General features: G+C 72.6%; 19 protein-coding genes. 10 read left to right on the top strand and 9 right to left on the bottom strand.

All coding sequences use genetic code 11. From position 1 onward, the window contains the following. Window positions 1–4: 4 nt before the first annotated feature. From ACIRDU_RS29350 to ACIRDU_RS29340, 3 genes are read right to left on the bottom strand one after another with little or no spacing between them, the layout of a single operon-like run. On the bottom strand, window positions 5–793 hold the full coding sequence (locus ACIRDU_RS29350; RefSeq protein ID WP_403584799.1) for an FAD:protein FMN transferase: 789 nt from the start codon (window positions 791–793) through the stop codon (window positions 5–7). A gap of 4 nt (window positions 794–797) precedes the next feature. After that, window positions 798–1,217, bottom strand: a complete 420-nt coding sequence (locus ACIRDU_RS29345; RefSeq protein ID WP_403584796.1) for an FMN-binding protein — start codon at window positions 1,215–1,217, stop codon at window positions 798–800. A gap of 13 nt (window positions 1,218–1,230) precedes the next feature. Then, complete coding sequence (locus ACIRDU_RS29340) at window positions 1,231–2,517, bottom strand: ferric reductase-like transmembrane domain-containing protein (RefSeq protein WP_403585181.1); 1,287 nt, start codon at window positions 2,515–2,517, stop codon at window positions 1,231–1,233. Between the two features lie 206 nt (window positions 2,518–2,723). On the opposite strand from ACIRDU_RS29340, the gene ACIRDU_RS29335 reads away from it, so the two are divergent. From ACIRDU_RS29335 to ACIRDU_RS29305, 7 genes are all read left to right on the top strand, one after another. Next, window positions 2,724–3,422, top strand: coding sequence for a response regulator transcription factor (locus ACIRDU_RS29335; protein WP_403584792.1), 699 nt, complete (start codon window positions 2,724–2,726; stop codon window positions 3,420–3,422). Next, the gene (locus tag ACIRDU_RS29330) at window positions 3,419–4,876 is read left to right on the top strand and encodes a sensor histidine kinase (protein ID WP_403584790.1); all 1,458 of its coding nucleotides are present in this window, start codon (window positions 3,419–3,421) and stop codon (window positions 4,874–4,876) included. The genes ACIRDU_RS29335 and ACIRDU_RS29330 overlap by 4 nt, the downstream gene beginning before the upstream one ends. A gap of 81 nt (window positions 4,877–4,957) precedes the next feature. Continuing rightward, window positions 4,958–6,082, top strand: coding sequence for an ABC transporter ATP-binding protein (locus tag ACIRDU_RS29325; RefSeq protein ID WP_403585179.1), 1,125 nt, complete (start codon window positions 4,958–4,960; stop codon window positions 6,080–6,082). Continuing rightward, on the top strand, window positions 6,079–6,795 hold the full coding sequence (locus ACIRDU_RS29320; protein WP_403584787.1) for an ABC transporter permease: 717 nt from the start codon (window positions 6,079–6,081) through the stop codon (window positions 6,793–6,795). The genes ACIRDU_RS29325 and ACIRDU_RS29320 overlap by 4 nt, the downstream gene beginning before the upstream one ends. Continuing rightward, window positions 6,792–7,457 (top strand): ABC transporter permease, encoded by a 666-nt coding sequence (locus ACIRDU_RS29315; RefSeq protein WP_403584785.1) that lies wholly within the window; start codon window positions 6,792–6,794, stop codon window positions 7,455–7,457. The genes ACIRDU_RS29320 and ACIRDU_RS29315 overlap by 4 nt, the downstream gene beginning before the upstream one ends. A gap of 78 nt (window positions 7,458–7,535) precedes the next feature. Next, window positions 7,536–8,492, top strand: a complete 957-nt coding sequence (locus tag ACIRDU_RS29310) for an ABC transporter substrate-binding protein (RefSeq protein WP_403584783.1) — start codon at window positions 7,536–7,538, stop codon at window positions 8,490–8,492. A gap of 122 nt (window positions 8,493–8,614) precedes the next feature. After that, window positions 8,615–9,520 (top strand): hypothetical protein, encoded by a 906-nt coding sequence (locus tag ACIRDU_RS29305; protein ID WP_403584780.1) that lies wholly within the window; start codon window positions 8,615–8,617, stop codon window positions 9,518–9,520. Between the two features lie 13 nt (window positions 9,521–9,533). On the opposite strand, the gene ACIRDU_RS29300 is transcribed toward ACIRDU_RS29305, so the two are convergent. The 5 genes from ACIRDU_RS29300 to ACIRDU_RS29280 form a co-directional block, all read right to left on the bottom strand. Next, window positions 9,534–10,118 carry an ATP/GTP-binding protein gene (locus tag ACIRDU_RS29300; protein ID WP_031110366.1) on the bottom strand — a complete coding sequence of 195 codons (585 nt, stop codon included), beginning with the start codon at window positions 10,116–10,118 and terminating at the stop codon, window positions 9,534–9,536. Further along, window positions 10,105–10,464 carry a DUF742 domain-containing protein gene (locus ACIRDU_RS29295; protein ID WP_403584777.1) on the bottom strand — a complete coding sequence of 120 codons (360 nt, stop codon included), beginning with the start codon at window positions 10,462–10,464 and terminating at the stop codon, window positions 10,105–10,107. The genes ACIRDU_RS29300 and ACIRDU_RS29295 overlap by 14 nt, the downstream gene beginning before the upstream one ends. A gap of 1 nt (window position 10,465) precedes the next feature. Beyond that, entirely contained in the window at window positions 10,466–10,897 is a 432-nt protein-coding gene (locus ACIRDU_RS29290; protein ID WP_366714400.1) for a roadblock/LC7 domain-containing protein, read from the bottom strand. Continuing rightward, window positions 10,894–13,329, bottom strand: a complete 2,436-nt coding sequence (locus ACIRDU_RS29285; RefSeq protein ID WP_403584776.1) for a nitrate- and nitrite sensing domain-containing protein — start codon at window positions 13,327–13,329, stop codon at window positions 10,894–10,896. Before ACIRDU_RS29285 ends, ACIRDU_RS29290 begins: the two co-directional genes overlap by 4 nt. Before the next feature lie 191 nt (window positions 13,330–13,520). Continuing rightward, window positions 13,521–14,528, bottom strand: coding sequence for a substrate-binding domain-containing protein (locus tag ACIRDU_RS29280; protein WP_403584773.1), 1,008 nt, complete (start codon window positions 14,526–14,528; stop codon window positions 13,521–13,523). Window positions 14,529–14,970: 442 nt separating this feature from the next. Here ACIRDU_RS29280 and ACIRDU_RS29275 point away from each other — a divergent pair, with 442 nt between their 5' ends. Continuing rightward, the gene (locus tag ACIRDU_RS29275) at window positions 14,971–15,315 is read left to right on the top strand and encodes an ArsR/SmtB family transcription factor (RefSeq protein WP_403584771.1); all 345 of its coding nucleotides are present in this window, start codon (window positions 14,971–14,973) and stop codon (window positions 15,313–15,315) included. Then, the gene (gene mgtA, locus ACIRDU_RS29270; RefSeq protein WP_403584768.1) at window positions 15,305–17,797 is read left to right on the top strand and encodes a magnesium-translocating P-type ATPase; all 2,493 of its coding nucleotides are present in this window, start codon (window positions 15,305–15,307) and stop codon (window positions 17,795–17,797) included. Before ACIRDU_RS29275 ends, mgtA begins: the two co-directional genes overlap by 11 nt. Here mgtA and ACIRDU_RS29265 read toward each other — a convergent pair. Continuing rightward, window positions 17,788–19,347: an LCP family protein gene (locus ACIRDU_RS29265; protein WP_403585176.1), complete on the bottom strand. Its 1,560-nt coding sequence runs from the start codon at window positions 19,345–19,347 to the stop codon at window positions 17,788–17,790. The two genes, mgtA and ACIRDU_RS29265, sit on opposite strands and share 10 nt — an antisense overlap. A 77-nt stretch (window positions 19,348–19,424) precedes the next feature. Here ACIRDU_RS29265 and tatA point away from each other — a divergent pair, with 77 nt between their 5' ends. Then, window positions 19,425–19,640 (top strand): Sec-independent protein translocase subunit TatA, encoded by a 216-nt coding sequence (tatA, locus tag ACIRDU_RS29260; protein ID WP_403584765.1) that lies wholly within the window; start codon window positions 19,425–19,427, stop codon window positions 19,638–19,640. Window positions 19,641–19,731 lie beyond the last annotated feature (91 nt).

Genomic DNA, 19,731 nt, shown 5'->3' with positions numbered 1-19,731 from the left:
TGACTTACGAGGTTAACCGGTGCCGATGATGTGGGAGTGGGTGACGCGCGAACTCCTGTTCCGTCCGGGTCGTCGACGCCGCCGGCCCGGGGAACCCCGCGCTCCGCAGCACCCGCCTCCCCGCGTCCACCGCGAACACCTCGCAGTTCTCGCGGGCCGCCGCCCACTCGACGCCCTGCGCGCCCAGCGCGAACGCCGCCGTGGCGACCGCGTCGGCCTCCGTCAGGGTCGGGGCCACGACGGTCATGCTGAGGAGGCCGGTCGCGGGGTCGCCGGTGCGGCCGTCGAGGATGTGGTCACCGCGCTCGTAGCGGGCGGAGGTCGCCACCGCACGGTCCGTGACGTCCAGGACCGTGCACAGCCGGTCGGCGTGCTCGGGGTGGCGCACGCCGACGCGCCAGGGACCGCCGGCGGCGATCACGTCGCCGCCCGCGTTGAGGCAGAAGCGCGTCGCCCCCGCCGCCGACAGCAGCTCCGCTCCCTTCTGCACCGACCAGCCCTTCACCACGGCGCACGGGTCGAGGCCGCGGCCGGGCAGGCGGACGTCGAAGGCGCCCCCGGTCGCGATCCGGTACTCCTCGCACAGGTCCAGGACCTCGCGGAGCGCGGGGCTGGGCTCGCTCACCTCCCCCCGGTCCAGCCGTGACACCTCGCTGTCCGGGCGGAACGGGCTGAACCGCGCGTCGACCTCGCGCAGCCAGGCGAACAGGCCGTCCACCGGTGCCTCGGGGAAGTCCTCGTCGTCGATCCGTACCGACACCGGGAACCCCATGACGTGCTCGACGCGCCGCATCCTCTCAGCCCCTCGCGTCGAGGGCGGCCTGGAGCGACTCCTTGTAGCCGTCGCTGGTGATCGTGGCGCCGGACACCGTGTCGATGTCGGCGTTCTGCGCCTGGAGGGTCTCCTCGATCAGCTTCGGCACGGCGGCCGTGGTCTGCGGATGGTCCGGCTGCCGCAGCATCCGCACCGAGGCGATTCTGTCGCCCTCGAAGGTGACCTCGACCTGCACCGGCCCCTTCTCGGTGTCGATGCTGGACCCCGACACGACCGTGGTCGTCGTGCCGCCGGGCCCCGCGGACGACGAGACCGAGGGCGTCGACGCCGGCGCCGCGGCCTCCGTGGCGGACGACGACCCGGTGTCGTGCGACGGGGCGTAGCGCCAGACCGGGATCAGGCCCGCGACGCTCAGGACGAGGACGGGCAGGGCTCGCTTCACGACAGTCTCCTCGTCATCCGGCCAGGCTGAAGCGTTCGAAGTGGGTCTGCGAGGCCGGGACGCCCAGCTCGCGCAGGCTGCCGAGCACCGCGTTCATCATCGGCGGCGGACCGCACAGGTAGACGTCCCGCTCGGCGATGTCCGGCACCAGCCGCGCCAGCTCCCGCGGCGCCAGCCGGTCCGGTACGGGCGGGCCCGTGACCAGGTGCAGTTCGGCGCCCTTGGCGAGCGCGAGGTCGCGCAGTTCGTCGTGGAGGACGGCGTCCCGGTCCGTGGCGACCCGGTAGATCACGACCGCGTGTCCGTGGAGTTCCTCCAGCAGGGCCCGGATCGGCGTGACACCGACGCCGCCGGCGATGAGCACGGCGTCGGGGCGGGTGCGGTGCAGGGCGGTGAAGGCGCCGTAGGGGCCCTCGGCGAACACGCGCGTGCCGACCTTCAGGTGCCGCAGGGCCGCACTGCCCTCACCGGCCCGCTTGACGGTCAGGCGGAGCGTACGGCCGTCGGGGGCGGCGGACAGGGAGAACGGGTTCGCCTGCCACCAGCGGTCCCTCGTCAGGAACCGCCACAGGAAGAACTGCCCGGCCCGGGCGGGCAGCCGGTCCAGGTCGCGGCCGGTGACGTAGACCGACACCACCTGGTCGTTCTCGGGGACGACCGCCGTCACCCGCAGCCGGTGACGCAGGTTGCGCCACAGCGGGAGCACCAGCCGGCCGGCGAACACCGAGGCGAGGGCCGCGCCCCACACGCCGTACCAGTAGGCCGTCGCCAGCGGCGACGCGGTGAACGTCGTCCCCGCCGCGACCTGGTGGGTGAACGCCAGGACCACCGCCACGTAGGTGTACAGGTGGATGAAGTGCCAGGTCTCGTAGGCCAGCCGGCGCCGGGCGTAGCGGGCCGAGACCGCGCCGACCACGAGGATGATCGCCAGGGCGACGATCGCCCGCAGTACGCCCTCGACCGTCTCGGCGAGGTTCACCAGCTGGTTCACCGGGTCCAGCGACGAGGCCCGCGCGTAGCCGAAGACGATGAACACCGCGTGCGACAGCAGCAGCCACAGCACCGAGAAGCCCGTCCAGCGGTGCCAGGACGTCAGCCGGTCCATGCCGATCCGCCGGTCGAACCAGGGCAGCCGCGCCACCAGCAGCAACTGGAACGCCATCAGCAGCGCCGCGTACAGCCCGGTCAGCCGGCCCAGCACGATCAGCGCGTTCGAGGCGAAACCGGCCTGCACGAAGAAGACGGTCACCACGACCGCGTTCGCCAGCAGCACCGCGTACAGGCCGGTGCGGCCCACCACTCTGGGCCGCACACCCGGGCGGGTCGCCGCGGGAGGTTGATGGAGGGTCGTCACGGTCGGCAGCTCCTTGATCGGATCCTGGGCTACCGAGCTTGGCGCGGGGGAGCTGTCGGGAAGCTGTCGCTCAACTTTCAAGTGTTTATCGATCCCGCGGCGAGAGGACATGCGGCTACGTCCGCACGGGACCCGTGCCGCACTATGAGCTCGTGGAAAAAGTACGACTTCTCGTCGTCGACGACGACCCGCCCATCGCCGATCTCGTCGCGACCGTCGCCCGCTACGAGGGCTGGGAGGCGGTCACGGCGTACACCGGCGAGGACGCGCTGCGGCGGGCCGCCGAGTTCCACCCGGACATCGTGGTGCTCGATCTGATGCTGCCCGGTGTGGACGGCTTCGGCGTCCTGGACCGGCTGCGCGCCTCCGGCACGATGGTGCCGGTGGTGTTCCTCACCGCGCGTGACGGTGTCGCCGACCGGGTCGCCGGTCTGACCCGGGGCGGGGACGACTACCTGGTCAAGCCGTTCGCCGTGGAGGAGCTGATGGCACGGCTGCGGACCGTCCTGCGGCGCAGCGCCGGACCCGCCTTCCAGCGGTCCGTGCTCCAGGTCGGCGACCTGACGATGGACGAGGACACCCGCGAGGTCCGGCGCGGCGAGCGGCTGCTGTCGCTGACCCCGACCGAGTACGAGGTGCTGCGCTACCTCATGCGCAAGTCGCCCACCGTGCTGACCAAGGCGCAGATACTCGACCACGTGTGGGAGTACGGTTTCGGCGGCCGCTCCAACGTCGTCGAGCTGGTCGTCAGCCGGCTGCGCCGCAAGCTCGACGAGACCGACGACGGCGGCTCGCCGCTCATCCACACCGTGCGCGGCTTCGGGTACGTGCTGCGGCAGGCCGCCGAGTGATCGCCCGGCTGCGACGGGCCTACCGCAGGATGCGGCTCGGCACCCGGCTGGCCCTCGGCCTCGGCGCCCTGTCGCTGGTGGTGTTCGCCGTCGTCGGCACGGCCCTCACCACGTACATGCGGGACTACCTGTCGGCCCAGCTCGACACGCAGCTGGCGCAGGCCCAGATCGCCCAGTCCAAGAGCATCGCGGACTACGGCACGCTCTCGGGCAAGAAGTACTACAGCTGGTTCTACGCCGTGTACGACGTGTCGGACGGCAGGCCCGAGCTCCGCAGGCCCGAGGACCCCGCCGATCTGCCGAAGGACGTCGACGACTTCACCTCTCTGGCCCGGGCGCAGACCGCCGCGCACACCGAACTCCTGCGCACCGAGCACCTCAGGGGCGCGGGCTCCTACCGGCTGCGCGCCTGCCAGGTCGAGCCCGGGGTGGTCCTGGTCAGCGCCGCGCCCCTGGAGGACATCGAGGACACCGTCGGGCAGCTGATCACCATCCAGGTCGTCACCTTCGCCCTCGCGCTGCTCGCTCTGGTCGTCTTCGGCCGCCGGATGCTGCGGCGCGGACTGAAGCCGCTCAGCGACATGGCGTCCACCGCGCACGGCATCGCCTCGCACGACCTGACCGAGTCGGCGGCCCGGCTGCCGCTGCGCGCCGACGGCCGGGACGGCGGGCCCGAGGTGGACGAACTGCGCACCGCCTTCAACACGATGCTGGAGCACATCGACGACTCCCTCGCCGTGCGCGCGGAGGCCGAGCAGCGGCTGCGCCGCTTCGTCGCCGACGCCTCCCACGAACTGCGCACCCCGCTGATGTCGGTGCGCGGCTACGCCGACCTCTTCCAGTACGCCGCCGCCAACGCCCCCGAGGAACGCGACCGGCACCTGGCCCGGCTGCGCGCCGAGGCCGCCCGGATGGGCGTCCTCCTGGACGATCTGCTGCTGCTGGCCCGGCTGGACGCGGCGGAGGTGGAGGCGCCCCTGCGCCTCCAGGACGCCGACCTGGTGGAGCTGGTGGGCCAGGCCGCGGACGCCTTCCGCGCGAGCCGCCCCGGCCATCCGCTGACCGTCCTCGCGGGTCCGGGCCCGGTGCGGCTGCCGATGGACCCGCTGCGCGTCCGGCAGGTCGTCGACAACCTCCTGACCAACGCCGCCGTGCACACCCCCGCCGGTACGAAGGTGTCGGTGGAGGTGGCCGTCGCGCCCGGCGCGGCCGAGGTGCGGGTCGCCGACACCGGGCCGGGCATCCCGCCCGACGACCGGGCCCGTGTCTTCGACCGCTTCTACCGCGTCGACAAGGCCCGCAGCCGCGACCGCGGCGGCAGCGGCCTGGGCCTGGCGGTCGCCCAGTCCCTGGTCCGCGCCCACGGCGGCCGCATCGAGCTGAACAGCGCGCCGGGCGCGACGGTGTTCACCGTGCGCCTGCCGGTGAGGGACGTACGCCCTACGGACCGGTGAAAGGCGCCCTCTAGACTCGACCGGAAAACAGCCCGTACGACCATGGCCAACGCTTCCGCCAACCCGAAGGGCTCCGGCGCCTTGATACGGATCGAATCAGTCACCAAGCGGTACCCGGACGGCACGGTGGCTGTCGACCGGCTGTCCCTGGAGATACCCGACCGCTCGATCACCGTCCTCGTCGGACCCTCTGGCTGTGGCAAGACGACCACCCTGCGGATGATCAACCGGATGGTCGAACCGAGTGAGGGAACGATCCTCCTCGACGGTGAGGACATCCAGCGCCGGCCCGTCACCACCCTGCGCCGGTCCATGGGTTACGTCATCCAGAACGCCGGCCTCTTCCAGCACCGCACGATCGTCGACAACATCGCCACCGTGCCCCGCATGCTCGGCTGGGGCAAGCAGAAGGCCCGGGCCCGGGCGGCCGAGCTGATGCAGCGCGTGGGCCTCGACGCCGCGCTCGCCAAGCGGTACCCGTACCAGCTGTCCGGCGGCCAGCAGCAGCGCGTCGGTGTGGCCCGGGCGCTCGCCGCCGACCCGCCCGTGCTGCTCATGGACGAGCCGTTCTCGGCGGTCGACCCGGTCGTGCGCAAGGGGCTCCAGGACGAACTGCTCCGCATCCAGGACGAGTTGGGCAAGACCATCGTCTTCGTCACCCACGACATCGACGAGGCGATCAAACTCGGCACGATGGTCGCCGTGATGCGCGAGGGCGGTCACCTCGCCCAGTACGCACCCCCCGCCGAGCTGCTGTCCAACCCCGCCGACGCCTTCGTCGAGGACTTCCTCGGGGCCGACCGCGGCATCCGGCGGCTGTCCTTCTTCCCCTCCGCCGAACTCCCCCTGACGACCGGGCCGGTGATCCCGGCCGACGCCACCGCCGAGCAGATCGCCGCCCCCGACGCCCCCTGGCTGCTGGTCACCGACGCCGAGCGCAGGCCCCTCGGCTGGGCCGAGCCGCACGACCTGACGGCCGGCGACATCGATCCCGGCCGGCTCCTGCCGCACGGGCGGCCGTTCGTCCCCGGCACCGACTCCCTGCGGGCAGCCCTGGACTGCGCCGTGCTCTCCCCGGCCGGCTGGGCCGTCGCCGTGGACGACGCCGGGCGGGTGACCGGCGTGGTCTCGCAAGCGACCATCGGCGAGGCGATCCGCAGCGCCCACGCCGCCGGCCACGCCGACGAGGCCAAGGTCGCGTCGTGAACGGCTTCTTCGACGGTTTCTTCGACATCCCGAGCGACCTCCAGCACAGCTACGCCGGCCTGATCGGGCTGCATCTGCGCGAGGCCCTGCTGCCGGTGCTGGCCGGGCTGCTGCTCGCGCTGCCGCTCGCCCAGCTCTGTGTCCGCTTCCGCTGGCTGTACCCGCCCGTGCTCGGCGCCACCACGATCCTCTACGCCGTCCCGTCCCTGGCCTTCTTCGTGGTCCTCATCGACTACACCGGCCAGACCGAGCTGACCGTGATGATCCCACTGGCCGTGTACAGCCTCGTGGTGCTCGTCCCGGCCATCGTCGACGGGGTGCGGTCCGTGCCCCAGGAGACCCTGGCCGCGGCCACCGCCATGGGGTTCGGCCCCGTACGCCGTTACCTCCAGGTGCAGTTGCCGATCGCGGTGCCGGCCATCATCGCCGGGCTCCGGGTCGCCACCGTCTCCAGCATCTCCCTGGTCAGCGTCGGTACCCTCATCGGCAACCAGGGCGCCCTCGGCAACCTGCTCGCCGACGCGCAGAAGTACGACCGTCCCGAACTGGCCGTCAACTCCGTGATCACGACGGCCGTCCTGGCCATCGCGTGCGACGCCCTGCTCGTGCTGCTCCGCGTCGTGCTGACCCCCTGGATGCCGAGCGGCACCCGCAGGCGCCCGAAGACCCGAGTGCGGCAGGCACCGCCCGCCCCCCAGGACGTGACCCGGTGAACGTACTGACCTTCGTCAACGCCTTCTTCAGCGACAGCGCCCACTGGCACGGCTACGACGGCATCCCGCAACGCCTGCTCGAACACGTCCAGTACTCGGCTCTGGCGCTGGCCCTGGCCGCCGCGATCGGCCTGCCCGTCGGACTGCTGACCGGGCACACCGGGCGGGGCGGCAACGCCCTCGCCTTCATCGCCACCGCGGCCCGCGCGCTGCCCAGTTTCGGCCTGCTGGTGCTGATCGTCATCGTGCTGGGCTTCGGCCTGCTGCCCGTGATGATCCCCCTGGTCGTGCTCGCCGTGCCGCCGATCCTGGTGACCACCTACGAGGCCGTCCGCACCGTCGACCCGTCCCCGGTGGACGCCGCCCGCGGCATGGGCATGCACGAGTCGCGGATCCTCTTCCAGGTCGAACTGCCCGTCGCGCTGCCGCTGATCCTGAGCGGCCTGCGCTCGGCCGCCATCCAGATCGTCTCGACGGCCACCATCGCCGCGTACGTCAGCCTGGGCGGCCTCGGCCGGTACATCGTCGACGGGCTCTACCAGCGCGACTACGAGAAGGTGGTCGGCGGCGCCACCCTGGTCGCCGTCCTGGCGCTCGTCACGCTGGCGCTGTTCTGGGCCGCGGGCCGGGTGGCCGTGTCGCCAGGGGTGCGCAGGCGCTGAGGCCCGGCCCCGGGTCTGTGACAAACCGTGACCAGGAGGCTCTTGACTGATCACAAAGCGGCTGGATTGGATCGTTGAATGACTTCTACCGCGAAGAGCAGCAGGTCCAGGACGAGGCACACCAGCGCGGCGGCCGTCGCGCTCACCGCCGCTGCGGCGCTGCTCGCGGGCTGTTCGTCCGGCGACTCCTCCGACAACCCCCTGGCGGGCGAGAAGGCGAAGGCCGGCACCGTGGTCGTCGGCTCCAACAACTTCGCCGAGAGCACCCTGCTCGCCGACATCTACGGCGAGGCGCTCAAGGCCAAAGGCGTCAAGGTCACTTACAAGCACAACATCGGCAGCCGTGAGACGACGTACGGACTGATGAAGAACGGCTCCGTCACCGTGCTGCCGGAGTACAACGGCTCGCTGCTGGCCTACCTGGACCCCAAGGCCGAGCAGAAGTCCGCCGAGGCGGTGAACGCCGCCGTCAAGGCCAAGCTCGACAAGAAGCTGACACTCCTTCAGTCGTCGCCCGCCGAGGACAAGGACTCGGTCACCGTCAACGCCGAGACCGCGAAGAAGTACAAGCTCACCTCCTCGTCCACCCTCGCGGACCTCAAGGACGCCGCCCCGGACCTGATGATCGGCGGTTCGCCCGAGTTCCAGACCCGGCATCAGGGCCTCAAGGGCCTGAAGTCCGTGTACGGCCTGGAGTTCAAGTCCTTCAAGGCGCTCGACGCGGGCGGCCCGCTGACCCAGGCGGCACTGACCCGGAACACCGTCCAGGCCGCGGACATCTTCACCACGGACCCGACCATCGTGAAGGAGAAGTTCGTCGTCCTGAAAGACCCGGAGAACCTCTTCGGGTTCGCCAACGTGACCCCGCTGGTCAACAAGAGCGGCCTCTCCCAGAAGGGCGTCGACGCACTCGACGCGGTCTCCGCCGAGCTGGACACGAAGACGCTCCTGGAGCTCGACGCGCAGGTGCAGCTGGAGAAGAAGGACCCGCTGGACGTGGCGACGGCGTGGCTGAAGTCGGCGGGCCTGGCCTGAGCCGGCGGCCCGTCACGATGCGATAACGGGCTCGGCCGGGTCCGCAGGGGACCGAACGCGGGCCGGTGGTGGGGCGTCACAGGGACGGAACCACCCCGGCACCGCGTTTCCCTGGGAGAGCCATGCGTACCGACAGGACCCGAACCGCCCGTCTTCTGCTCGTCCTCGCCCTGTCCGCCACCGGAGCCGGAGCCGCCGCGGGCTGCGGCTCCGCGGAGGCCGGCGGCAGCGAGCCGGACCCTCCGTCGCAGGACCGCGCCCGCCAAGTCGCCGATGCCTGGGACGGCTCCGGGGCGGCCGCACAGTGGCACGAGGGCTACCACCCCGTCGAGGCGGTCGTCCAACCGCCCGCGGAGGGCCTGCGCGGCGACGACCGGCGCGCCTACGCGACGGGCAACTTCGACCTGCGGGCCCCCCTTCCCTCCGCCCGGGGCAAGAGCGGCCGGGTGACGTGGCGGGACGGGGGCTCGCTCACCAGGCCCCTCATGGCCGCCGACCGGGCCTACCGGACCTTGGACCGCGACAGCGGCCCAGGACCCCGACTGACCGTCACCCGGGCCGAGTTGGGGAACATGACCGTGCTCACCGCCCGCGGGCCGGCGACCGTCCCGGCGTGGCTGTTCACCCTGGAGGGCTACGCCGGTCCGCTGAAGAGGGCCGCGGTGAGTCCCTCCGGACCGCCCACGCCGCCGATCGGGCCGCTCGGGCAGGACGTGCCCACAGACGTGCTGGCGCCGCTCGGAGGCCTGATGAAGGTGGCGCGGGACGGCCGTTCCGTCACCGTGGTGGCGCACCACGGTTCCTGTGACGACGGCCCCGTCGTCCAGGCGCTCGAGACGGACGGCAGCGTGGTGCTGTCCGCCGCGGTGGAGGGAGCCGACGACGGTCTCTGCACGAGTGAACTGCGCGGCGAGAAGGTGACGGTGAAGCTGGACCGGCCGGTCGGCGACCGCATCGTCCTGGACGCGTTCACGGGCCGCCCGGTGCCGTACACCGACTGGCCCGGCGCCGCTCCCGGCCGGAGCTGAACCGCTTCCCGTCTCAGGCCTGCACGGCCGACGCGATCAGCTGGTCGATCAGGGCGATCAGCACGTCCCGGCACGACTCCCGGTCCCGGGCGTCGCACAGCAGCACCCGCACGTGCTCGGGCACCGCGAGCGCCTCCCGGATGTCCTCGGGCGGGTACGGGTGCTCGCCGTGGAAGCCGTTGACCCCGACGACGAACGGAATGCCCCGGCGCTCGAAGAAGTCGATCGCGGCGAAGCTGGACTCGGGTCTGCGCACGTCGACCAGGACCACCGCCCCCAGCGCGCCGAGCGCCAGGTCGTTCCACATGAACCAGAACCGCTGCTGTCCCGGCGTACCGAACAGGTACAGCACCAGCTCCCGGCTGATGGTGATCCGGCCGAAGTCCAGGGCCACGGTGGTGGCCCGCTTCTCCTCGATGCCGTCGAGGTCGTCGACGCCCAGACCGGCCATGGTCAGGGGTTCCTCGGTGCGCAGCGGGACGATCTCGCTGACCGACCCGACCATGGTGGTCTTGCCCACGCCGAAGCCCCCGGCGATGAGGATCTTGACCGTGTCGGGTGCCGAAGACGCGTCAGTGGCAAGGTCAGAGCCGGCCAAGGCCGTCCCTCACTTTCTGCAGCAGGTCCAGGTCCGGAGTGGTACGGGAGACGAGGCGCGGCGGGCGGACGGTGATCCGGCCCGCCTCCAGCAGGTCGCAGAGCAGGATGACGACCACGCTCACCGGCAGGTCCAGCCGGGCGGCCAGCTCCGCCACGGCGACCGGCTCGGCGCACAGCCGGAGGATCCGGGTGTGCTCGGGCTGGCACCGGGCCGCCGAGGCGGGCGGCGGATCGACCGCCGTGACCGTGGAGATGAGCGTGAAGTCGGCGCGGCTGGGCCGGGTCCGGCCACCGGTCAGAGCGAACGGTCTGACGAGCCGGCCCGCCGCATCACCTCCGCCCACCTCACACGCCTGGGCCGACGACGGGTCCGGCCACGCCCCGCGGTGCCGCGCTGAGGTGCTCGCCGATCTTCTTCACCAGCATGTTCATCTGGTACGCCACCACCCCGACGTCCGCGCCGGGACCGGTCAGCACGACCAAGTGCGCGCCGGGACCGGCGGAGGTCAGGATCAGATAGCTGTTGGCCATCTCGATGAGCGCCTGGCGTACCGGTCCGCCCCGGAAATCCATGCTGACGCCCTTGCTGAGGCTCATCAGCCCGGACGCGGTCGCCGCGAGCCGTTCGGCGTCGTCGCGCAGGAATCCGGTGGACTTGCTGACCACCAGGCCGTCCTCGGAGAGCACCACGGCCTGGTTCACGTCGGCGACCCGCTCCACGAGTCCGGTCAGCAGCTGGTCGAGCTGGGTGTGCGTGGCGGGGATGGGGCGTGTCATTGCGGTGTCCTTCGTCGGCGGTCGGCGGGCGGAGTCGAGGGGGCGGGACCGGCGGCGGCCTGCCGGGGTACTGAAGCCGCCTCCGCGTCGTACGGCGGCTCGGCGTCGTCGTCGCGGGCCCGGAGCGTGCCGCGCTGGAAGCCGGCCAGGGAGGACGCGGCGGCCTCCGCGGTGAAGTCGTCGAGGGAACCGTCGTCAGCGGAGGGCGCGGCCTCCTCGCGCAACTCCTCCACCAGGCTGGTCTGCGGCACCCTGCGGGGGAGCGGGGTGAGACCGTCCCGGCGGGGGATGACCTCGCGGGTGGCGGACGGGTCGGCGGAGACGGTGCGGGCCGTGACGAGGGGCCGGGGCTCACGGGCCGATGCGGCGGCGCCGTCGGTTCCCGGCGATGCCTCGGCGCCCTGGGGCGTCCCACTCCGCTCGGCGTCCATCGCACCCCGTCCGTCCACCGGAACCAGCCCGCCCTCCGGGGCGTCGCCGTCCTTCACGCCGCCGCTGGCGGAAGTCTCCCGCACCACGATCTCGTGGGGTATCAGCACGATCGCCGTGGTCCCGCCGTACGGTGATGAGCGCAGGGTGACGGCGATGCCGTGCCGGTGGGCCAGCTGGGCGATCACGAACATGCCGAGGCGCAGGTCGTCGGCGAGCGCCACCACGTCGAACTGCGGGGGCACCGCCAGCTGTTCGTTGAAGGACGCGTAGTCCTCCTCCGACATGCCCAGGCCGCGGTCCTCGATCTCGACGGCCAGGCCCTTGGCCACCATCCCGGCCCGTACCGTGACGGGACTCGGCGCGGGGGAGTACGCGGTCGCGTTGTCGATGAGCTCGGCCAGCAGATGGATGACGTCCGCCACCGCGGGCGGCGCGACGTACACCTCCTCCTCGGTGAGCACGTCCACCCGCTGGTACTCGGCGACCTCCCCGACGGCGCTGCGCAGGATGTCCATCAGCGCGACCGGCTCGGTCCAGCTGCGGCCGGGCCGTTCGCCGCTGACGATGACGAGGTTCTCCTCGTAGCGGCGCAACTGGCTGGCGGTGGAGTCCAGTTCGTACAGGCCCTTCAGGATGTCGGGGTCGGTGTGCTCGCGCTCCAGCGTGTCGAGCTTGCTCAGCTGGAGGTTGACCAGGTTCTGGCTCTGCCGCGCGATGCCCAGGATGATCTTCTGGAAGCCGCGCCGGGTGTCGGCGAGTTCGACCGCGGTGTGCACGGCCGTGCGCTGGGCGGTGTTGAACGCCCGGGCCACTTGGCCGAGTTCGTCGTGACCGTAGTCCAGCTCGGTCGTCGCCGACTCCGGGTCGACCGTCTCGCCCCGCTCCAGCCGCGCCACCACGTCGGGCAGCCGCTCCTGCGCGAGGCTGACGGCCGCCCTGCGCAGACCGCGCAGCCGCCGGGACAGCGAGCGGGTGATCCGCCAGGACATGCCGACGCACACCAGCAGCGCGAGCAGTCCGCCGGCGCTCAGCAGCGCCGCCTTGAGCAGCAGGGCGTCCGCCTGGTCCGCACTGCGCTGCAGCAGCCCCGCCGTCTGCTGCTCGATGAGACCCGCGTACTCCTCGGAGAGCTTGTCCATGGCGGCGCTCCACCGCTTCTGCGCGTCCGGCAGGGGGATCCGGTCGGCGGAGGCGCCGGAGTTGCGCGACGCCAGCACCTGGTCCTCGACGGACTGCAGCGTCCGCCACTCCGGGCTCGCCAGGATCCGCTCGGTCTGCACCTTCGCGCCGCCCGTCAGCTGCGGCACGACCTGGTCCTTGACCAGCCAGCGCCGCGTGTTCACCAGCTCCGTGAACTGCGTCCAGGCCTTGTCGTCCAGATGCCCGGACGGCCAGGCCAGGGTCAGCTGCGCGTCCTCCCGGGAGACCAGTTCCGCCGCGTGCTCCAGACCGACCAGCGGGCCGGCCTGCGAGGTGAGGTCGCCGTCGTCGACCTGGGACAGCTCCTGGAAGGCGTGGATCTGGTCGTCGATGATCGACGAGTACTGGTCCAGCGCCTGCTGCGCGGTGATGTCGGTCGGGTCGTCCACCTGGTCCCGGTAGTACTCCAGGCTGCCCACCGAGCCCAGCACCGAGTACAGCCGGTCGGATATGCGCGAGGGCGCCTTCTCGATCGCGTCCGCCTCCCCGACCAGCTTGGCGACCGCCTTGTCGGTCTCCTCGCGCTGCGCGTCGAGCGCGGCCCGGGAGCCCTTGGGCGAGGCCAGCCAGGCGGCCGACAGGCTGCGCTCCCGTTGCAGGGCGAGCGTCGCGTCGGTTCCCATGGCGCCGGTCGACCGGCTGAGGTCCGTCTGGTCGCGCAGCCGGAGGCCCTCCGAGAACATCTGGATCGTCGTCACGCCCCACATGGCGGCGAGGGTGACGCTGGGCACGAGGGCCAGAAGCACCAGGGAGAGGCGTATGGAACCGAGACGGCGCCGGGCACCTGTCCGTCGAGACATCGTCGTCCTAGGGCGATCAGCGGGGGCTGAGGAACGGGGAGGCGGAGCGGTCGGGGGGTGTGGGGGACGGGCGCGGGGGTGGTGCCGTCCCGGGCACGGCACATGGGATGCGCAGGATGTTATCCGTACAAGTGGGCGTACGGGCCGGGCCTGACCGAATCTTTGGCGACACCGTCACAGGAAGTGCCCGGTCACCGGGTCCCCGCGGCCGCGAACCGCGCCACGGCGGACACGTTCGACCTGGTCACGAAGGCGGGACCGGTGAGCACCGGGGCCGTTCCGCCGCCGCTGACGTTGCCGTTGGTCCGGTACAGCCACAGGGCGTCCACGGCGAGGTAGCCCTGCAGATACGGCTGCTGGTCCACGGCGAACTGCACCTCGCCCCGCTGGACCGCCTTGACCAGGTCCTTGTCGAGGTCGAAGGTGGCGACCTTCGCCCGGCTGCCGGACTGCCGCACGGCCTTGACGGCGCTGAGCCCGTACTGGGCGCCCAGGGTGACGACCTCGTCGATGCTCGAGTCCTGCCGCAGCCGGGACGCGATCGTGGCGGTCACCGCGTTCATGTCGCCGCCGTCCACGTACAGGTTGTCGGTGTCGCCGCGGAACGTCTTGCGCACACCGGCGCAGCGGGCTTCCAGCGCGACGTTGCCCCGCTCGTGCACCACGCACAGGGCGTGCTGGGCCTTGACGCCGTTCAGCTTCTCGCCGACGGCGCGGCCCGCGACGGACTCGTCCTGGCCGAAGTACTCCAGGAGGCCCGTCGGACGCCAGGCGTCGATACCGGAGTTGAGCCCGACCACGGGTATGCCGGCCGCCTTGGCCTGGGCGACCGGGCCGCGCATCGCCGCCGGTTTGGCGAGGGTCACCGCGATGCCGTCGGCCTTGTCGCGGACCGCGTCCCGCACCAGGTCGGCCTGCGCGGCCGGGTCCGCGTCGCTGACGTACGTCAGGTCGATGTCGTCCTTGGCGGCCGCCGCCTCGGCGCCTCTGCGCACCAGGTCCCAGAAGGCGTCGCCCTTGCCGCCGTGCGTCACCAGGGTGACCTTCATCCCGCCGCCGGACCCGCCCGCCGCGTCCGGCCCGTCGTCGGCCGCGCCGAGGGCGGAGCAGCCGGACACCAGCAGACACAGGGCGGAGGCCAGGGCCGCGACACGGGTGCGTCTCACGGAGGGGTGCGGCGGGGGAGGCGGAGTGTTCATGAGGGGCGGACCTCGCTGTGCGGCCGAGCAAGAGCAGGGTGAGAGCGCAGGCGGGGCCGCAGGGTGTGCACCGACCGGATGACTCTCGCTGGCCCGGAGCCAACCGTGTGTGACCACTGGTCGTCAAGTGAGCGGCCACATGCCGTGAGATGATGCTGCCGCATCGTGATGATCCGTCCGACGGGCCGAACACCATGATTCCGGTTACGGCTTGCGCGCCACCGCCGCGCACCTCGCGATGCCCGCGTCGCGGATGCTCTCACTTCCGTTTTCCGTACCGTCCGTGCGGTTCGGGCCGCCCCTTGCGGCCGGGCGGGCAGGGGGCGTCGCCACCTGGAGCCGCCTGGAGCCGCCTGGAGCCGCCTGGCACGGCGGGCCGTGGAGGCCCGCCTAGACTGGTGCGGCTCGCAGGACGACGGAGGCGACGGAAGGGGCGGGGACGGTGGCGGCAGGCGGCGGCTTCGAGGACCCCTCCGCGGACGTGCTCGCCCAGGCGGCCGCGGCCTTCGGTCTGCTGGCCTCGCCCGCCCGGCTGCACATCGTCTGGGCGCTGGCCCAGGGCGAGAGCGACGTGACCGGGCTCGCCGAACGGGTCGGCGGGGCACTGCCCGCGGTCAGCCAGCACCTCACCAAGCTGAAGCTGGCCGGACTCGTCCGCTCCCGCCGCGAGGGCCGTCGGCAGGTGTACTACGTCGACGATCCCGACGTCGTCGAGGTCGTACGACTCCTGGTGGGCCGGCTCACCGACCGCGCCGCACCGGCGCGCCGCCGTCTCCATGGCCTCTGAGACCGCCGAGGGCACCACCCTGGAGGTGCTGCGGCGGCTGGAGTCCGGGCCCCGGGGACTGACCGAGTCGGCGGCCGCGTCGCGGCTGGCCGACTTCGGCGAGAACACGCTGCCGGACCGCCGTACCCCGTCCTGGCCCCGCCGGTGCGTACGCGCCCTGCGCGACCCCTTCACCGCCGTACTGCTCTGCCTCGGTCTGGTGTCCGCCGCCGTCGCCTCATGGGGCACCGCCGTGGTGATCCTCGCCCTGGTCGCGGTCAGCTGTGTGCTCCGGGCGAGCGGGGAGCACCGGGCCGACCGGGCCCTGGACGCCCTGCGCGAACTGGTCGGCGGCACAGCCACGGTGCTGCGCCGCCCCGACCCCTCCGAGCCGCCGGAGCTGCGCGAGGTACCGGTCGCCGAGCTGGTCCCCGGGGACGTGCTCCGGCTCGGGCCCGGGGATCTGGTGCCGGCGGACGTACGGCTGCTGCGGGCGCGAGGGCTCACGGTGCAGCAGGGGGCGCTGACCGGGGAGTCGGCGCCGGTGGCGAAGCGGGCGGTCGACGCGGACGCCCCCGACGAGCCCCACCTGTGCTTCCAGGGCAGCACGGTCGCCTCGGGCAGTGCCACCGCCGTCGTGGTCGCCACCGGGTCCGGGACGCGGTTCGCCGCCGCCCATCGGGTACCGGACGCGCCCCGGGAGGGCGGGGCCTTCGAGCGGTCGGTGCACGGGATCTCCTGGGTGCTGATCCGTTTCATGCTGCTGACGCCGCCGCTGGTGCTGATGGCGAACGCGACGCTGCGCGACCGCGGCCTGGAGACCCTGCCGTTCGCCGTCGCGGTCGCCGTCGGGCTGACGCCCGAGATGCTGCCGGTGATCGTCACCACCTGCCTGGCCCGGGGCGCCGTCCGCCTCGCCCGCGCGCACGGCGTGATCGTCAAACGGCTGCCCGCGCTGCACGACCTGGGCGCGGTCGACGTGCTGTGCGTCGACAAGACGGGCACCCTCACCCAGGACCGCCCGGTCGTCGAGAAGGCCCTCGACCCGGCCGGCCGGAACGACCCGGAGGTGCTGCGCTGGGCCGCCGTCGGCGCCTGGTGGACCCTCCAGCTCGCCGAACTGCCCGCCCCCGACGCCCTCGACGAGGCCCTGCTGGAGGCGGCCGGGCCGGTGGGCGAGGAGTACGACGGGGTGGACGCCGTGCCGTTCGACCCCGTGCGGCGGACCGCGACGGCGGTGGTACGAGGCGACCTCGGACGGCACACCGTCGTCGTCACGGGCGCCGCGGAAGCCGTCCTGGAGCGCTGCGCGACGGCGCCCGGCGAGCACGACCGGCTGCTCGCCCTCGCCGCCCGGGAGGCGGACGCCGGGCTGCGAGTCCTGGCCGTCGCCACGGCCGACCGCCCCGCCGGCGCCCGTACGGCCGATGCCCGGGGCCTGACCTTCCGGGGCCTGGTGACGTTCCGGGACGCCCTCGCGCCCACCGCCGCGCAGGCCGTGCGCGAACTGGCCGCCCGCGGCGTCACCGTGAAGGTCCTCACCGGCGACCACCCGGCCACGGCGGCCCGGGCCTGCCGGGACCTGGGCCTGGACCCGGGCGAGGTACGGACCGCCACCCGGCTCGGCGACGGACCGGGGGAGGCGACTGTCGTCGCCCGCTGCACCCCTGAGGACAAGGCCCGTGTCGTCGCCGCCCTGCGCGCCGCCGGACACACCGTCGGCTTCCTCGGCGACGGCGTGAACGACGTGGCCGCGCTGCGCGCCGCCGACGTCGGCATCGCGCCGCGCTCCGCCGTCGGCGTGGCACGGGAGAGCGCCGACGTCGTGCTCGGCGAGAAGGACCTCACGGCGATCGGCCACGCGATCACGGCCGGCCGGCACGCGAGCGGCAACATCGCCTCGTACCTGCGCGTCACGCTCTCCTCGAACCTGGGCAACGTCGTCGCCATGCTCGCCGCCGGTCTGCTCCTGCCCTTCCTGCCGATGCTCCCGGCCCAGGTGCTCGCGCAGAACCTGTGCTTCGACGCGGCCCAGCTGGCCTTCGCCCACGACCGCCCGGGCGCCGCGGCCCTGCGCGGCCCGGCGGTGCTGAGGCCGCGCTCCTTCCTCCGCTTCGCCATCGGTTTCGGGACGCTCAACGCGCTCGCCGACCTCGCCACCTTCGCCGTCCTCGCCCTGGCGCTGAACGGCCCCGACGCCGTGGACGACGAGGCCGTGTTCCACTCCGCCTGGTTCACCGAGAACCTGCTCACCCAGGCCGCGGTGATGCTGCTGCTGCGCACCGGCCGGCGCGACGCGGCGGGCCGCGCACCGGGCCCGGTCGGCCTGGCGGCGGGCGGCCTCGCCGTCGTCGGCCTGCTGCTCCCGCCGAGCCCCCTCGGGACGGCCCTCGGCATGACGGCCCTGCCCGTCGCGTACTACCTGCTGCCGGCCGTCGTCCTCGGCCTGTACGCGCTGGCCCTGGCGGCCGCCCGGACCCGGCACCGGCGGCGTCAGCCGTAGGTGAGGTCCGAGCAGGGGTTGTCGTCCGCGGACCGGGCCCCGTCGGCGACCTCGGACGGCACGGCGGCCGGCGCCGGGGACGCGGACCCGCCCGCCGCCGGACCGTCCGCGTACGACTGCCCCAGGACGACGCTGATCCCACTGCCGGTCGCGGACCGGAGCCCGGCCCCGGGGAAGGCCCGCGCCACGGTCCTGGCCCGGTCCTCCAAACCCGGCCCGTACTCGACCAGCGTGGTGGGGTGGTCCTGGTCGGCCGCCGTCGCCGTGCCCGTGACGGTGAAGCCGTCCCCGGTGAGGGTGGCGGCGGCGCGGGCGGCCAGGCCGGGGACGGCGGTGCCGTTGTAGACGGCGACGTCGATGCCCTCACCGGAGACCGGGGTGGGGGAGGCGGAAGTCCCGGAAGCAGCTGTTCCGGTCTTCTTCCCCTCGGCGTTCTTGCCGTCGATCGTGCGGTCGGCCCTGAGCGCGGCCCACAGGTCGTCCGCGTCCGGCTGGACGATCGCCACCCTGGAGCCCTCATAGCGCCAGGGCAGGGTGACGAACTTGGTGTTGTGCAGGTCGATGTCCTTCAAGGACATCGCGAAGGAGATCAGCTTGTCGGCTGAGCCGAGGCCCGGGTCGACGGTCAGCGACTTGGTGGCGGCGTCGGCCAGCGGCAACAGCCTCGTGGGGGTGAGGCCCTTGCTCTTGACCTCCTTCAGCAGGCTGGCCACGAACGCCTGCTGACGCTTGATCCGGCCGATGTCGGAGCCGTCCCCGATGCCGTGCCGGAGCCGGACGTAGTCCAGGGCCTTCTGCCCCGACACGGTCTGCTCGCCCTTGCGGAAGAGCAGCTTGCCCGGGGCCGTGAGATGCGGATCGAGATCGTTCTCGTAGACGTTCTGCGGCAGGCACACCCGCACCCCGCCCACTACGTCCGTCAGTTCCGCGAAGCCCTTGAAGTCGACGACGACGGTGTGGTCGACGCGCAGTCCGGTGAGCTGCTCGACCGTGTTCTGGGTGCAGGCCGGGTTGCCCTTGGCGGTCTGGCCGACCGAGTACGCCGCGTTGAACATGGTGTTCGGCTGGGCCTTGGTCCAGGTGCCGTCGGGCAGCTTGCAGGGCGGGATGGTGACCAGCGTGTCGCGGGGGATGGAGACGGCGAGCGCGTGCCGGTGGTCGGCGTAGACGTGCAGCAGGAAGGCGGTGTCGGAGCGGCCCACGTCGTCCTTGTCGCCGCCGCCCAGCGCGTTGTTGCCGCCGGTGCGGGTGTCGGAGCCGATGACCAGGACATTCTCGCCCTTCGACGAGCCGGCGTCGGGGCGGTTGTCCGAGAGGCCGCCGGAGTCGAACGTGCTGATGTCGCCGTCCAGTTTCAGATACAGCCACCCGGCGCCGCCCGCGGCGAGCACCAGCAGGGCCAGTCCGATCAGCAGGGCGGTGCGTAGGCCCCCGCCGCGGCGACGGCCGCGCCGGCGCCCGCGGACCCGGGGTGCACCCCGGTTGCCGTGCCCGGCGCCCCCGCTCCGGTGCCGCGGCGGGTCCGTCCTCCGATTGCTGGTGACCGTCATCGGCGTCTGCTTGCCTCTCACGCGGGGGTTGTACAGTTGCGCAATGTAGCAACTGTCGATGAGAGGGAGGGCATGACGTGCTGCGCAACGGACTGGAGCCCTGGCATCTGCTGATCGTGGCGATCGTCGTGATCGTCCTGTTCGGCTCGAAGAAGCTGCCGGACACGGCGCGATCGCTGGGCCGCTCGATGCGGATCCTCAAGAGCGAGGCCAGGGCCCTGAAGGAGGAGAACGGTCCGGGCGCGGCGCCCGGGGAGCATCCCCGGCCCGCCACGCCCGCGGACACCCCCTAAAGGGTGTTGCAGAAGGCTTTGCGGCGGGCATTTTGCCTGTATGGGTGGGGTGTTGAGGGCTGAGCCGGTGTGGGTGGAGACGTTCACGGGC

This window comes from Streptomyces sp. NPDC093598 (assembly GCF_044764825.1).
In the GTDB taxonomy this organism is placed as follows: Bacteria; Actinomycetota; Actinomycetes; order Streptomycetales; family Streptomycetaceae; genus Streptomyces.
This window is presented reverse-complemented; position numbering and strand designations above follow the sequence as displayed.

Coding starts and splice junctions, on each gene's coding strand:
- ACIRDU_RS29290 (WP_366714400.1), bottom strand. CDS start 10,897: ATGACACGCCCCATCCCCGCCACGCACACCCAGCTCGACCAGCTGCTG.
- mgtA (WP_403584768.1), top strand. CDS start 15,305: ATGGCCTCTGAGACCGCCGAGGGCACCACCCTGGAGGTGCTGCGGCGG.
- ACIRDU_RS29280 (WP_403584773.1), bottom strand. CDS start 14,528: ATGAACACTCCGCCTCCCCCGCCGCACCCCTCCGTGAGACGCACCCGT.
- ACIRDU_RS29310 (WP_403584783.1), top strand. CDS start 7,536: ATGACTTCTACCGCGAAGAGCAGCAGGTCCAGGACGAGGCACACCAGC.
- ACIRDU_RS29285 (WP_403584776.1), bottom strand. CDS start 13,329: ATGTCTCGACGGACAGGTGCCCGGCGCCGTCTCGGTTCCATACGCCTC.
- ACIRDU_RS29350 (WP_403584799.1), bottom strand. CDS start 793: ATGCGGCGCGTCGAGCACGTCATGGGGTTCCCGGTGTCGGTACGGATC.
- ACIRDU_RS29265 (WP_403585176.1), bottom strand. CDS start 19,347: ATGACGGTCACCAGCAATCGGAGGACGGACCCGCCGCGGCACCGGAGC.
- ACIRDU_RS29305 (WP_403584780.1), top strand. CDS start 8,615: ATGCGTACCGACAGGACCCGAACCGCCCGTCTTCTGCTCGTCCTCGCC.